The organism is Rhodococcus sp. BH5 (genome assembly GCF_027583855.1).
Taxonomy (GTDB): Bacteria; Actinomycetota; Actinomycetes; order Mycobacteriales; family Mycobacteriaceae; genus Rhodococcus_F; species Rhodococcus_F qingshengii.
This window is the reverse complement of the sequence record NZ_JAJHVW010000004.1, coordinates 406,251-420,488: the sequence shown is the minus strand read 5'-3', so window position 1 is coordinate 420,488 and position 14,238 is coordinate 406,251. Positions and strand designations below refer to the sequence as shown.

Annotated in this window: 13 protein-coding genes; 7 read left to right on the top strand and 6 right to left on the bottom strand. The window is 63.1% G+C overall.

The window, feature by feature from the left end; genetic code table 11:
• Positions 1–71: 71 nt before the first annotated feature.
• Complete coding sequence (locus tag RhoBH5_RS13605) at positions 72–704, bottom strand: hypothetical protein (protein ID WP_270008413.1); 633 nt, start codon at positions 702–704, stop codon at positions 72–74.
• 179 nt (positions 705–883) lie between these two features.
• Between RhoBH5_RS13605 and RhoBH5_RS13600 the strand changes: the two genes are divergently transcribed.
• Positions 884–1,606, top strand: coding sequence for an ATP-binding cassette domain-containing protein (locus tag RhoBH5_RS13600; protein ID WP_007734574.1), 723 nt, complete (start codon positions 884–886; stop codon positions 1,604–1,606).
• 5 nt (positions 1,607–1,611) lie between these two features.
• Positions 1,612–3,624, top strand: coding sequence for a YhgE/Pip domain-containing protein (locus tag RhoBH5_RS13595; RefSeq protein WP_270008412.1), 2,013 nt, complete (start codon positions 1,612–1,614; stop codon positions 3,622–3,624).
• Between the two features lie 2 nt (positions 3,625–3,626).
• Here the strand turns inward: RhoBH5_RS13595 and RhoBH5_RS13590 are convergent, their stop codons facing one another.
• Positions 3,627–4,199, bottom strand: a complete 573-nt coding sequence (locus tag RhoBH5_RS13590; protein WP_270008411.1) for a nucleotidyltransferase family protein — start codon at positions 4,197–4,199, stop codon at positions 3,627–3,629.
• Positions 4,200–4,264: 65 nt separating this feature from the next.
• On the opposite strand from RhoBH5_RS13590, the gene RhoBH5_RS13585 reads away from it, so the two are divergent.
• The 3 genes from RhoBH5_RS13585 (at position 4,265) to RhoBH5_RS13575 (ending at position 6,064) form a co-directional block, all read left to right on the top strand.
• Positions 4,265–4,510: a helix-turn-helix transcriptional regulator gene (locus RhoBH5_RS13585; protein WP_007734566.1), complete on the top strand. Its 246-nt coding sequence runs from the start codon at positions 4,265–4,267 to the stop codon at positions 4,508–4,510.
• On the top strand, positions 4,507–4,995 hold the full coding sequence (locus RhoBH5_RS13580; protein ID WP_270008410.1) for a hypothetical protein: 489 nt from the start codon (positions 4,507–4,509) through the stop codon (positions 4,993–4,995). The genes RhoBH5_RS13585 and RhoBH5_RS13580 overlap by 4 nt, the downstream gene beginning before the upstream one ends.
• Before the next feature lie 85 nt (positions 4,996–5,080).
• Entirely contained in the window at positions 5,081–6,064 is a 984-nt protein-coding gene (locus tag RhoBH5_RS13575) for an LLM class F420-dependent oxidoreductase (protein WP_007734562.1), read from the top strand.
• Between the two features lie 4 nt (positions 6,065–6,068).
• On the opposite strand, the gene RhoBH5_RS13570 is transcribed toward RhoBH5_RS13575, so the two are convergent.
• Together RhoBH5_RS13570 and RhoBH5_RS13565 are read right to left on the bottom strand one after the other, a co-directional pair.
• Complete coding sequence (locus RhoBH5_RS13570; RefSeq protein WP_065352000.1) at positions 6,069–8,291, bottom strand: VanW family protein; 2,223 nt, start codon at positions 8,289–8,291, stop codon at positions 6,069–6,071.
• Positions 8,292–8,585: 294 nt separating this feature from the next.
• The gene (locus RhoBH5_RS13565) at positions 8,586–9,941 is read right to left on the bottom strand and encodes an acetyl-CoA C-acetyltransferase (protein WP_003945465.1); all 1,356 of its coding nucleotides are present in this window, start codon (positions 9,939–9,941) and stop codon (positions 8,586–8,588) included.
• Between the two features lie 130 nt (positions 9,942–10,071).
• On the opposite strand from RhoBH5_RS13565, the gene RhoBH5_RS13560 reads away from it, so the two are divergent.
• Positions 10,072–11,418: a 3-oxoacyl-ACP reductase gene (locus RhoBH5_RS13560; protein WP_270008409.1), complete on the top strand. Its 1,347-nt coding sequence runs from the start codon at positions 10,072–10,074 to the stop codon at positions 11,416–11,418.
• Positions 11,418–12,281, top strand: a complete 864-nt coding sequence (locus RhoBH5_RS13555; RefSeq protein WP_007734551.1) for a MaoC/PaaZ C-terminal domain-containing protein — start codon at positions 11,418–11,420, stop codon at positions 12,279–12,281. The genes RhoBH5_RS13560 and RhoBH5_RS13555 overlap by 1 nt, the downstream gene beginning before the upstream one ends.
• 100 nt (positions 12,282–12,381) lie before the next feature.
• Here RhoBH5_RS13555 and RhoBH5_RS13550 read toward each other — a convergent pair whose 3' ends face one another.
• Positions 12,382–12,981 (bottom strand): TetR/AcrR family transcriptional regulator, encoded by a 600-nt coding sequence (locus RhoBH5_RS13550; RefSeq protein ID WP_003945885.1) that lies wholly within the window; start codon positions 12,979–12,981, stop codon positions 12,382–12,384.
• A gap of 72 nt (positions 12,982–13,053) precedes the next feature.
• A complete protein-coding gene (locus RhoBH5_RS13545; RefSeq protein WP_058039141.1) occupies positions 13,054–14,232 on the bottom strand; it encodes a glycoside hydrolase family 3 N-terminal domain-containing protein in 1,179 nt (392 codons plus the stop codon).
• Positions 14,233–14,238 lie beyond the last annotated feature (6 nt).

Below are 14,238 nucleotides of genomic sequence, written 5' to 3'. Positions count from 1 at the left end.
ATGAAAAGTGCCGGTCCCGAGAACGTTTCGGGGCCGGCATTTTCATGCTCAGCAGTCCATGGAATCCGAGGTCATCTGCGCTCGACGGTCGGACAACTGATCTGTGCGGACAGTACGGACGTCGTCGGTTGTTCGCCGGGCCGTGCCGCCCTTCCCACCAGGGAAAGCGCCACGCGCCTGCGGTCCGGAGAACTGACGATTTCGATGGAATTGTCGTCACCGCCCCCGAAGGACACGAACTGTCCGCTCTGATCCGAGAACTTCATGATCGCCGACCCGTGCTGACCTGGTTCCGGTTTTTCGTTCACGTAGACCTGCAACTGGAAATCACGTCCCGGATACTCGCCGCCGCCGTCGTACTCGTAAAAGGAACTGGTGTGCACCTCGTAGGCCCACTGGCGGTGACCGGCGGGCAGCGAATCCGCCCAGTTGTGCTCGAAACACGTGACGGATCCGGGCAGCGAGACATTGGCTGCGCCGCTCCACCCACCGGACAGGGTGATGGCTCCGTACGGCGCTGCTTCGGACTCGTGCCGATCGGAAGGCAAGGGCGGAACGGTCACGGGTCCGACATTGCGACCGGTGAACTCGAAAAGCCTCTCGCTCGACACGAACGGGGGCGACTCGCGCTCACCGGCACAGGAGACAACCGACAGGGTGGCCATGACCAGTAACGCACACATACCGCGTCTACGAACCGGCACCTCGACTCCCCCGTTCCGTTTCCAACAGAATACATACCGTTCGGTCTTCAAGTTGTCGAACGTGTCCGACACATCCCATTCATGGGACCGCTCGCCCGCTACCGATGTGATTGGGTGAGCACGAACGTCCACTGAACCAGCACTCGGTTCTTTCGCAGGCCGAGTAGATCAACAGACAGGTGATCATCGTGGTCGCACCAGAGCACGCACAACCCGATTACGCCCCTGACCTGGCATTGACCGCCACGGACTTGGCGCTCGACGGCCCATGGGGGCCGGTGTTCGGACCCGTCAATCTCGAGATTCGTGCGGGCGGTGTGACCATCCTCGAAGGCTCGGCCGGTTCAGGACGTACGTCCTTACTTCTGACACTCAGCGGACGAATGAAAGCCAGTTCCGGCTCACTGTCCGTCTTCGGTCGAACGCGTCCCCGCGAGATCTTCGAGATCGCCGGGGTCGCCGGGTTCGAGGACATCGACGAGCTTGCCGAATCCGTCACCGTCCGCGATCTGATCACCGAACAAATTCGCTGGGATGCGCCCTGGTACAAGCTCATCGGACGCGCCGGAGACCGCGAACTCGAAGCGGTGTGCGCTCCCGTCTTCGGCGATCATCCGTTACCTGCGCTCGGCCGGTACGTCAGCGATCTCGGGGAACTCGAGGCGATCCTGCTGCGTATCGCCGTCGCGAACACGAAAAAGCCGGCCCTGCTTGTCGTCGACGATCTCGAACAAGTGCGGCGCGACTCCGAACGTGCGTACCTCGTCGAGCGACTCGTCGAGATGGGGAGCTACCAGACCATCATCGCGTCGACCGTCAACCCGCTGCCAGACGGATCACCCATCGATGCCGTCACCCTGCTCCAAGAAGTCACCAATCCCGACCAAGAAGGGGCGAGGTAACCGCGATGCTCGCTGGAATGTCTCTCGGAACCGAACTCAAGCGGTTCTCCCGCGGCGCGATGCCCAGGATCGCACTCGTCACCATCATCTTGATGCCACTGCTGTACGGCGCGATGTACCTGTGGGCCTTCTGGAATCCGTTCGGTGAGGTCAACAAGGTCCCCGTCGCGCTGGTCAACACCGACCGCGGCGCGATGGTGCAGGGTCAGGAGCTCAACGCGGGAGACGAGGTAAGCCAAGCGCTGCTCGATTCCGGTGAGCTCGATCTCCACCTGGTCTCGCAGCAGGAAGCCGCTCAGGGAGTCTCGGACGGCACGTACTACTTCTCTCTCACATTGCCTGAGAATTTCAGCGAGGCCGTCGCCTCCCCGACGACCAAGGACCCCCACAAAGCTCAGTTGCAGTTCACCTTCAACGACGTCAACAACTACCTCGGCACCATCATCGGCCAAAACGCCGCCCAGCAGGTCCTCAGTCAGGTCAGCGACAAGATCGGCGCGCAGTCCGTCGAAACAGTTCTGGTCGGATTGACCGATGCGGGTGCTGGTTTGAAGCAGGCCGCCGACGGAGCGCTCCAGCTCTCGGCCGGAGTGAACACTGCCAACGCCGGAGCCGGCGAATTGGCGTCGGGCTCGAAAACTCTGGCCGACAACATGGTTACCGCACGTGACGGTGCAGCCACTCTTGCCGGCGGTACAGCGCAACTCTCGACCGGTATCAACACCGCCACGGACGGCGTCCTCGCACTGACCGACGGTCTGGGGCAGCTCGATCTCGGAGCCGTCCAACTTGGCGACGGCGCAAGCCAACTCAGTGGTGGCGTCACCCAGGTCGTCGACCAACTGAGTGTCCTCGGGAACACACAAGCAGACGTCGCACAGCTGGTCGGGCAGGCAGTGGCCAGCCTTCGACTGAACCCGGATCCCGTCAGCCAACAGATCGCCAATGCCCTCGCACCTGCCCAGGACATGCTGCGCACTCAGGGTTTCGGTGAAGCGACCATGGGCCAACTGGGCGAACTCAAGAGCGGTGCACAACAACTCGCCTACCAACTCGACGATCCGTCGAGCACCTTCCGAGCCGGGCTCAGCGCCGCGGCCAACGGCGGTGGTGAACTCCGCAACGGCCTGGTACAGCTGCGTGACGGCGGTCAGCAAGTCAACGACGGCGCTCAAACCCTCAGCAGTGGACTGGTTCAACTCACCGACGGAAGCGTTCAACTCTCCGATGGTGCAGCCAAACTCGCAGACGGCACCGAGCAACTCCGTGCCGGGTCTGCCGAACTCGCGACCAAACTCACCGAGGGCGCCGGTCAGGTCCCCAGTTGGAGCGATCAGCAGCGAACCGCAACCGCTCAAACCCTCTCCAGCCCGGTCGAACTACAGGAGACGTACGAGAACCGGGCAAGCACGTTCGGTACCGGTTTTGCACCGTTCTTCCTGCCCCTCGCGCTGTTCGTGGGCGGCATCATCACCTGGATGCTGCTCAAGCCGCTCCAGAACCGGCCCATCGCAAACGGACTCGGTGCGCTACGAGTAGTCCTCGCCTCGTACTGGCCGGCATTGCTCATCGGCATCTGCCAGGTGATCGTGATGTACCTGGTCGTGCACTTCGCCGTCGGCCTGCACCCCACACACGCCCTCGGCACCGTCGGATTCCTGATGCTCATCACTGCCACGTATATGGCGTTGATCCAGGCATTCAACGCCATATACGGAGTCTCCGTCGGACGCGTCATCACCCTGGCCTTCCTGATGCTGCAATTGGTTTCGGCCGGCGGCATCTATCCCGTCGAAACCACCGCGAAACCGTTCCAGATCATCCACCCGTTCGACCCCATGACTTACGCGGTGAACGGGCTACGACAACTCACCGTCGGCGGTATCGACTCGAGACTGTGGGTCTCGATCGCCGTCCTCGGCGGCCTTCTCGTCGCCTCACTGGGCGCCAGTTCACTTGCTGCACGCCGAAATCGGCAATGGACCATGGACAGGCTGCATCCGCCGATCGAGGTCTAGGTTTAGGTCTCAGGCCAAGGCTCCACGGTCAGCGCAGGCCATTCCCTGCGCCACCGTGCTGCCTTGGCCTCGTAAACCTCTCTCGGCGCCAGTACCGGGTTGGGGCGGACGATCATGTCGAAAAGATCGTCGTATCCATGCGGGGCATACACGTCCAAGGTCCCATCCGATCCCTTGGTGATCCCGAAACAGCAAGTTGTGGAAGCGAAGTGGTCGACAGCGTCGCGGCAACTGGTGAACGGAACGCCGGGAATCCCGAAATGCTGCTCGTACCACAGGTGCACGCGGGCTTCGTTGCGTACTTCGACATCGGCATCCACATCGGCGAACAGTTCTGCCGCCGAACGAATCACACGGTCCTCCGCGTCGTAGCTCAGATCGCCGGCGTCGAAGTAGAACAGGTCGTAGTCCTTGATTCCGGCGCCGAGGTCACGGCCGTCGATGTGATTCCAGACGGTTTGGAAGAGCCCACCCGCCGTCAGGTACCACTCCGGCAATCCCAGCTTCGGCGCACGCTCCACGATCGTTGCGACCACCGGATTGGCCAGGGCGATCTCGAGAAATCGTTCACGCATGCTCTTCAGCCTCTCATATGACAAGTAAACTTGACATCTAGTGACAAGTATTCTTTACTTTTTGCATGACTGGAAAGGCCGGCGACAACAACGTGCGGGAGCACCGACGCCTCGCCGGCCTCACCCAGGCGCAACTGGCCACGGCAGGTCAGGTGAGCAGACAGAGCATCGTCTCCGTCGAACGCGGTGACTATGCACCGAGTGTGTACCTGGCACTTCGCCTGGCCCTGGCGCTGGGGACCACCGTCGAAGCGCTCTTCCCCTTACCCGAATCGGAACTCACCACAGAAATTCCAGAGGAGACGGCATGAGCACCATGATGAAGGCAATGCGGTTCGTCGGAGATCTGGACGACGACTTCTACAAGGACGAGCGTCAGCGCGACGTCTGGAACGAAGCCTCGGCGGTGGGACTCCAGAGTGTCTTCTGGGCAATATTCGTCAGCTCGGCGATTCTGCCCTGGGTCGCCGGCCGAACAGGGGCGTGGATCTCGCTCGCCCTGCTGATCGTTGCGTTGTTCGGCTCGTTGATCACGATCATCTATGCACTTCGGTGCGACGTCGATGTCTACGTATTGTCCACCTACGGCAGCCCTCGCGTGGTGATCAGCATCGCGCTCTACCTCGTGGCCGCTGTCGGAATCATGGCCCGTCTCGAATTCGATTCGTACGAAGAATCGTCAACCTGGGTCGGCGCGCTGGTAGGCGCCATCATCGGCGGTGGCATCGCAATCGCAGTCGTCAAACTTCACCAGCAGCGCGCCAAGCGACGCGACGCGGCCGAAGAACTTCTCTGACTTCCGGAAGTCTGCCCAGCACAACGGAATCCATAGAGTTGGTAAAATCGTGCCAGGTCAACCGATCGCGAGTAACGTCGAAACGGTGAGCACTCGCCTCGGATACCAGATGCCCAACTTCAGCTACGGCGGTCCGGTCAAGGACCTCTTCCCCACCGTCATAGCGCAGGCCCGCGAAGCCGAAGCCGCAGGCTTCGACACTGCATTCGTGATGGATCACTTCTACCAACTCCCCGGAATCGGAGCGCCGGACGCCCCGATGCTCGAGGCCTACTCGGCGCTCTCCGCGCTGGCGACGGCCACCGAGACCATCCAGTTGTCTGCACTGGTCACGGGAAACACCTACCGCAATCCACCCATGCTCGCCAAGACCGTCACCACCCTCGACGTGGTGAGCGGCGGTCGGGCCATCCTGGGCATCGGCGCCGGTTGGTTCGAACTCGAACACAATTCGTTCGGATACGAGTTCGGAACGTTCACCGAGCGCTTCCAGAAACTCGACGAAGCACTGCAGATCATCGCGCCGATGCTCCGCGGTGATCGCCCCACCTTCGACGGCAAGTGGTACCACGTCAAGGACGCCATCAACGAGCCTCGCGTCCGCGACGACCTGCCGATCCTGCTGGGCGGTGGCGGTGAGAAAAAGACGTTCGGCCTCGCCGCTCGCTTCGCGGATCACCTCAACATCATCTGCGACCCGTCGGAACTGCCGCGCAAGATGGAAGCACTTGCGGCACGCTGCGACGAAGCCGGTCGCGATCCCGCAACCCTCGAGACCAGCTTCCTCACGTTCATGATGATCGACGAGGACGGCGACAAGGCTCGCGCCCATCAGCGAACGTTTCTCGCGGAGCGTGGCCTCGACATCACCACGGCGCCGGAAGACGTGGTCGCCAAGGCCACCGAACGCCATTTCGTCGGCAGCCCGGACGACGTCGCCGAGCAGGTTCAGACGCGCATCCTCGACCACGGCATCGACGGCGTCGTGATCAACCTGATCACCAACGGCGAAGAGCCAGGCATCGTCGACCTCGCGGGCCGCACCCTCGGCCCACTCGTCGGCAAGTAGTTCCCTACTCGCACTTCACGATCGGCACCGGGTCGTACTTGACGGTTCGGGTGTTCGAGGAAATCTCGGCGCCACTCGCGTGGTCGGTGATCACGCGAGTGTCGCTGACCGTGAACCCGGGCGCACCGCTCGAAGCCACACAGCCAGGCCCCTCCGGCAAGGTCACGGTGTTCGGCGACGTCGGCGACGTCCGCGGGCCGGTCGTCGACGTGACATCGACAGTTTTGGTTCCCCAGATCCGAACGGTGATGTTCGACGACGTCGCAATCGTCTCGATCATCACGCCGGTCTTCGCCGGATTACGGAACTGCAGGTCGATCGCACCATCGAAGATGGTCGCCTCACGAGCCTCGGGGTACCGCGAGATGTAGTAACTGTGCTCGGTGTGCGCGACGTCCTCCATACCTGCGAAATACGTCGCGTTGTAGAGCGTCGTCGCGAGCTGGCTGATACCGCCGCCGACAGCCTTGTCCGGGCGACCGTTGTTGATGATCCCCGACTCGATGTATCCCTGCGCCGCACCGCGCGGGCCCGTGTACTCGTTGAGCGAGAACGTGTCACCGGGCTTGATCACGGCCCCGTCGATCTCCGACGCGGCCAGGCCGATGTTCACACCAGACGCGTATTCGAAACCACCGGTAGTGAATTCGCCGATCACCTCGTTGATGCCGAGTGCCTCCGCGGCTTCGGTGGTCAACGCCGGCGGGACCGGTCCGTACACGGCGGGCGTTGCCCGAGAAGCCGTGCTGCCCAACAGAACCGGAAGTTCCTTGACCGTGTCCGGCCAGTTGATCAGATCACCGACGACACCGGGCACAACCGACGGTTTGCCACCGGCGAAGGTGAACGACGCGTCCTTGGGTTGTACTTCCGTCGACGCCAACTGCGGAGTCAGAATCTTGATCGCAGCATCCGTGTTGTACTGCGGAGTCAGCCCACCCGAGCCGTCGGGCGTGAAGGTCAGAACCTCGCCGATCTGATCGACGCCGAGTGTCGCGACCTTGCCGTCACGGCCGTTGACCACGACGTCACCCGAGACAGCTGGAATAGCGATCTCCTGCAGCGCACGATCGACACCGGCCTGAGTGACCGTCACCGGAACCTCGTCGACCGGAAGATCGACGACGCCACCATCGGACCATTCAGCGGCGAAGGTCGAACCCGCCTGCTGCGTTTCGAGCGCCTGACCGGGAGCGGGCGAAACACCAGTCGCCTTCCCGTTCTCGAACACGACTGCACCTTCGACGGGCGCACGATCGCTGTTCGCCGCGAGCTGCGCCATCGACGCATCCAACGCACCCTGGTCGATTGCCGACACCACGGGCACCTCGCGGGAGCCGAAGAACGACGTGATGCGGGTGATCGGGTTGATGGGCTGAGCGTTCACGCCCGACAGCGTCGCCGACCAGTCGACGTCCACACCCGCAGACGAGGGAACGATCTCGGAGTCGACGCCGCCTGCATGTACCGCTACCGGTTCGACGAGCCTCGGGCCGAGTTGGGCGCGCAGCGTGGCCTCCGCGTCGGCGGGCGTGAGATCACCGATGTCCACCCCGGCGACCTGAGTGCCGCGTGGTGTCTTCCCGGACGAGGTGAAGATGTCCACTCCGTAGGCAATCGCTGCGACGGCAAAGATGGCGCCGACTGCTATCGCCGGTTTGACCCACTTGCGGGAAGACTGCGAAGCGGGCGCCACCGGTTGTTGCGGCGCCGGGGGTGCAACTACCTCTGGTTCTCGGACAACAGGCTCGTACTGCTGCTGGATGGGTTCGAGTTGCTGGGTGTCGTACTGCTGCACGAACTCGGGACGCGGCGGCTTCGGGGGAACCACCACTGCCGGGGGCTCGAACTGCTCTGTCTGCTCGTCGATGGCTTCTGTCGCCGGAGCCGAGTTGACTACTTCCGTCGGCGGTGCGTCCTCCGCTGGGACGACAGGGATGACGGTGGTGACCTCGTTTGCCGATTCGTCGACTGTCGCTTCCGTGGAATCGCTTGCTTCTTCGTCGACAGGCCTTGGTGCTTCGGCTGGTTCCGGTTCTACTGATTCAGCCTCGACAACGGCCTCAGTGTCCTCAGGGGCCTCGGGTTCCTCGACCGACTGGGGTTCCTCGACCGACTCGGTCTCTTCGACCGCCTGAGGTTCCTCGACCGACTCGAGTTCCTGTTCCGGGAGGGACGAGTCCTCGCTGTTCGTCTTCTCGACGGACGGACCCTCTTCGTCACTCACCTGTTGGCTCCTCGCTGCATCAACCGTCGCTGCGGCGCTCACCGACAACTCAATACAGGATATCCGGACATACGAGAGCCCCGCGCTGCTGCCAGGTCGGGGGTCAGGCAGCAACACGGGGCTGTCATGAATATCGGTAGCTATTCTGCAGCGTTACACGCCTGCGCGAAAAAGTTTGCAAAGAGTTCGGGGATCCGGCCACCCCTCGTGGCCGGATCCCCGATTACGCATCCCCTCGCGACGATCACTGCAGGTGAGCGCAGTTTTCAGTCGCATGGGGAGATTGTGGAGCGGTTACCGCTCGATGATCGCCGTGACACCCTGGCCACCGGCCGCACAGATCGAGATCAGGCCGCGGCCCGAACCCTTCTCCGCGAGCATCTTTGCGAGGGAAGCCACAATACGTCCGCCGGTCGCCGCGAACGGGTGACCTGCAGCCAAGGACGATCCGTTGACATTGAGCTTGCTTCGGTCGATCGATCCCAATGCGCCGTCGAGGCCGAGGCGTTCCTTGCAGTACTCGTCGGACTCGAAGGCCTGCAGGGTTGCCAGAACCACCGAAGCGAAGGCTTCGTGGATCTCGTAGTAATCGAAGTCCTGCAAGGTCAGACCGTTGCGGGCCAGCAAACGCGGGATCGCGTACGTGGGAGCCATGAGCAACCCGTCTTTGCCGTGGACGTAGTCGACGGCAGCGGTTTCGGAATCGACGAGGTGCGCCAGAACCGGAAGATTGCGCTCGGCTGCCCACTCGTCGGTGGAGAGGAGCACTGCAGAAGCGCCGTCGGTGAGCGGCGTCGAGTTGCCTGCCGTCATCGTCGCGTCGCCGAGCTTGGTACCGAAGACGGGCTTGAGCGTCGACAGCTTCTCGACGGTCGAACCGGGACGGAGGTTGTCGTCGCGGGTCAGGCCGAGGAACGGGGTGACGAGGTCGTCGAAGAAACCGCGGTCGTAGGCAGCTGCCATGTTCTTGTGGCTGGCAGCGGCAAGTTCGTCCTGGTCCTCGCGCTTGATGCCGAATTCCTTGGCGGTGATCGCAGCGTGGTCACCCATCGACTTGCCGGTGCGAGGCTCGCCGTTGCGCGGAATCTCCAGGCCGAGCATGCCCGCACGGACGTTGCCGAGCAGCTTGATGCGGTCGCCCGTGGACTTCGCGCGATTGAGGGAGAGCAGGAACTCGCGCGCCTGATCGTTGACGCCGATCGGGGCGTCGGACGTGGTGTCCGTGCCGCCGCCGATGCCCGAATCGATGCGGCCGGCCGAAATGGCGTCGCCGACGGCGATGATCGACTGCAGTCCCGTGCCACACGCCTGCTGAAGGTCGTACGCCGACGTGTACGGGCTCAGCGCGCTGCCGAGAACGGACTCGCGAATGAGATTGAAATCACGGCTGTGCTTGAGCACCGCACCGCCGACGACCATGCCGAGCTTCTCGCCCTGCAGATTGAATCGGCTCACCAGACCGTCGAGCGTCGCAGTGAACATGTCCTGGTTGGACGCCTGTGCGTACGCCTTGTCCGAGCGTGCGAACGGAATGCGATTTCCGCCGACGATCGCAACCGGACGGCGCTGACCTGCAGAATTTGCAGCGGCTGCGGCCGGTGCAGTGCGCGGTGCGGCGGGCTTTGCATTTGAACGGGCTTTGCTTGTCACTTGCGTCTCCAAGGATGGTGCGATTACCTGTTGAAGACTATTCTTACTCAGTAGTAAGTTACTTGTCTATCGCCGCATTCTTTCGATTGCCCGGTGAGAGACAACCCGAAACACAACAGAAGGTAGGACCGTGGCAGCCAGCAAGGGAGCTCCCGACCTCTATTCACAGTTCCTCTCGTCCGCCCCCGGCGCATTCATCGCGTCGAAGGCCGGCCTGCCCAGGCCCGAGAACCTGCGTCGCTACAAAGCAGGGGAACCCGCACTCGCCGGACCTGTCCTCATCGGCGGCAAGGGTCGGCTCGCAGAACCACTTCGCGTACTGCTCTCCGACTACCCGGCGGCTCAGGCACACGACAGCAGCTTCGGTGGACTCGTGTTCGACGCCACCGGAATCACTCAGGTCAGCGAACTCGAGCAGCTGTTCGAGTTCTTCCAGCCCGTAATCCGCAACCTCGCACCGTCGGCTCGCGTCGTCGTTCTCGGCACGACGCCGGAAGAAACGTCGAGCGTCGACGAGCATGTCGCGCAGCGCGCTCTGGAAGGCTTCACCCGCAGCGTCGGCAAGGAGATCAAGCGCGGCTCCACCGCTCAGCTGGTCTACGTCTCCCCCAAGGCATCCATCGGACTCTCCGGCGTGGAATCGACTCTGCGCTTTCTCCTTTCGGCAAAGTCCGCCTTCGTCGACGGCCAGGTCATCGTCGTCGGCGCTGAAGATTCCGTCGCGCCCGCAAGCTGGGACAAGCCGCTCGAAGGCAAGGTTGCCGTCGTCACCGGCGCAGCCCGCGGTATCGGCGCCACCATCGCCGAGGTCCTGGCCCGCGACGGCGCGCACGTCGTCTGCGCTGACATCCCGGCCGCCGGCGAAGCGCTGTCCGAGACCGCGAACAAGGTCGGCGGCACGTCCCTCGCCCTCGACGTCACGGCAGCCGACGCAGCCGAGGTCCTCGCAGCTCACCTCCTCGAGCGTCACGGTGGAGCGGACATCATCGTCCACAACGCCGGCATCACCCGCGACAAGACCCTCGCCAACATGGACGAGGGCCGCTGGAACATGGTCATGAATGTCAATCTTCTTGCACCGCAGAAGATCACCGAGCACCTCGTCGAGAAGGGCGCCCTCAAGGAAGGCGGCCGCGTCGTCGACGTCTCCTCCATCGCCGGCATCGCGGGCAACCGCGGGCAGACCAACTACGGCACCTCCAAGGCCGGCGTCATCGGTCTCGTACACGCCGAAGCTCCCGTCCTGGCGAAGAAGAACATCACCATCAACGCCGTCGCACCGGGCTTCATCGAGACCGCCATGACCGCAGCCATCCCCTTCGCCACCCGCGAAGCCGGCCGCCGCATGAGCTCGCTCCTGCAGGGCGGCGAGACCGTCGACGTCGCCGAGACCGTCGCATACTTCGCCAGCCCGGCCTCCAATGCCGTTACGGGACAGGTCGTTCGCGTCTGCGGCCAGAGCCTCCTGGGCGCATGATGGCAACAAAGACCGTCGCGCTCACCGAGCAGCCGAAGACCCTCGACATCTACTCCCGCGCGGTACTGGGATTGTTGCCGTGGAACAAGTCCAACTCGCGCTCGGTGCCACAGCAGACCTTCACCCTCACCGGATTGAAGGTCGACACCGACAATCTGGCGGCGTACTGCCGCGTGACCGGACTGCGGTTCGGCGACACTCTGCCGATCACGTACCCCTTCACCTTGGCCTTCCCGACCGTGATGAAGCTGATGGTGTCGAAGGACTTCCCCTTCGCCGCCGTCGGCTCCGTTCACGCCGAGAACGTCATCGAATCGCTGCGGCCCATCTCCGTCAGCGAACCGCTGGACCTCTCGGTGCATGCCGAGAACCTGCGTGAGCACCGCAAGGGCCTGCTGATCGACGTGATCACCGAAATTCGGGTGGGACGGGAACTGGTCTGGCGACAGACCTCGAGCTTCCTGAACCAGCAGAAGACCTCCCTGTCCGGCCAGCCCGGTCCGGAGCCCAAGGCCGACGAGGTCCCCCCGATGCCGATGAGCACCATCCGCGTCGACCAGACCACGATCAGCAAGTACGCCGCTGTCTCCGGCGACCGTAATCCGATTCACGTCTCGTCTCTGGGCGCGAAGGCTTTCGGTTTCCCGAAGACCATTGCTCACGGAATGTGGAGTGCCGCGGCAGTTCTGCGGACCGTCGAGGGGTCCGTCGCGGACAAGGTAACCTACAGTGTGCGTTTCGGGAAGCCGATTCTGCTACCGGCGACGCTGAATGCCTACGCTGATCGCACCGACGACGGCTGGGATCTGTCACTGCGCCACCCGAAGAAGGGTTACCCGCACGTCACTGCGACGCTGCGCTGACCTGAGTTTTGTCGGGTTCCCACCCGCCCCAATTGAGCGAACGTACCTTTCGGCGCCTTGGATGCGCTGAAAGGTACGTTCGCTCAGATTGGTTTGAGAGCTATTCGGACTTCTTCTTGCCCGACAGACCGCGCCACGCGAGGGATTCGAGTAGATCCGCTGCGGCATCCACTTCGATTTCCCCACCCGCAACCCGGTCCGCTACCGCCTCACCTGCGCCGACGAGCGCGATGGCAATGATCCCGTAATCGTGCGCGGCATCAGGATCCTTGGTGCTGGACTCGAGCAGATGCGCGGTCAACTCGATCAACCGATCGCGACTGGACTGCACGGTGCCCGCAAAAGCCTGCTGCCCGACGGCCTGACGGTAGAGCACCATCCACGACTTGCGGTTTGCGCCCACGAACCCGAGGAAACCCTCGAGAGCGGCGCGCAATTGTTCACGCGGAGTCAGGTTCGGCGCGCCGGCCGGGGCGAGTGCTTCGAGGAAGCGGAGCCCTTCGCGATGGATGCACGCGGCAAACAACTCTTCCTTCGAGCCGTAGTACAGATACAGCATCGGCTTCGAGATCTCGGCCTTGGCCGCGATGGTGTCCATCGAAGTTTCGTGAAATCCCCTGTCGGAGAACACGTCCACAGCCGCGTCGAGCATCTGCTGCTCACGCACTGCGCGTGGCAGTCGCTTGGTACCGCCGGCCATGCTTCCTCCAACCACAGGGTAAATGTCGATCTTACTCTACGGTAAGATTGCGCGTCGAATCCTGACTTCGACTCAGCAGGTCACGGCACCTTTGGCAGCGGCAACTGTGACCACAGCCTGATCGACCCGCGTCTGCGGAAGCTCACCCGACGCGACGGCCTGCTCGAGATGATCGAGAACCCGCGGAACGTCGTCGGTGGTCAGCCACAATGCCTGATCGACTCCAGCCACCAGCGCAGCCTGAACCGCGTCGGCAATATCGTATCGGTCGGTGATCGCCTGCATGCCGCTGAGGTCGTCGGTGAACACCGGGCCGGTGAACGGCGCTGCGCCGTAACCCACTCCGTCGCGAAGCAACGCAACGGCTGCGGGGCTGATGCTGGCAGGGGTACCGGGCTCGGTCAGACCGGGAACCTCGAGGTGACCCATCATGACGCCGACTCCGGTTCCCGACAGCTCGCGGAAGGGAATCAGGTCCGACGCGATCAGATCCTGCAGCGGCGGCGTGGTCACCTCACCGCGGTGCGAGTCACCCGACGCGCTGCCGTGCCCCGGAAAGTGCTTGATCACCGGGAAGATTCCGGCGTCGCGCATCCCCTGCGCGTACGCACCGGCGTAGGCAACCACGGTCTGGGGGTCGTCGGAGTACGAGCGGTCCCCGATCACGGAGTCGTCGGGTTGGCTGCTGACGTCGACGTCGGGGGCGTAGTTGACGGTGATCCCGAGATCCTTCAAACCGCGTCCACGCTCGAGTGCCATCTGGTACGTCTGTTCCACTGTCATGGTCTGCGCCGTTTCCCTGGCCGACGGATCGGGCCCGAGGATGTCCGCGACGCGCGAAACCCGTCCACCTTCTTCGTCGATCGTCACCATCAACGGCAACTTCGACGCCGAAGCAACCTGCGGCACTTCGCGATTGGTGAGCATCGACTGATCGGTCCAACTTCCGACGAAGATACCGCCGATCTCCTCGTTCTGCACTATCGACAACGCGTCGTCGGTCCCGGTGACGCCGACGTTGAGCAGCTGGGCAAGTTTCTGACGCAAGGACAGCGAGGCTAGAAGGTCACTACCGCACGATGCGGCGACGGGTGCGGAGCTCGATGCCGCAGGCGTCGACGTGATCTCGGTGCTGGTGCTGGTCGGGGCGCTCGAAACCGGATCGGCGGTCCCGTTTTCGCCCGAGCATCCCGCAACCAACCCTCCGCACAATGCAATGGTCGTTGCAGCCTTCAGAAACTTGATCCGCATACCTCG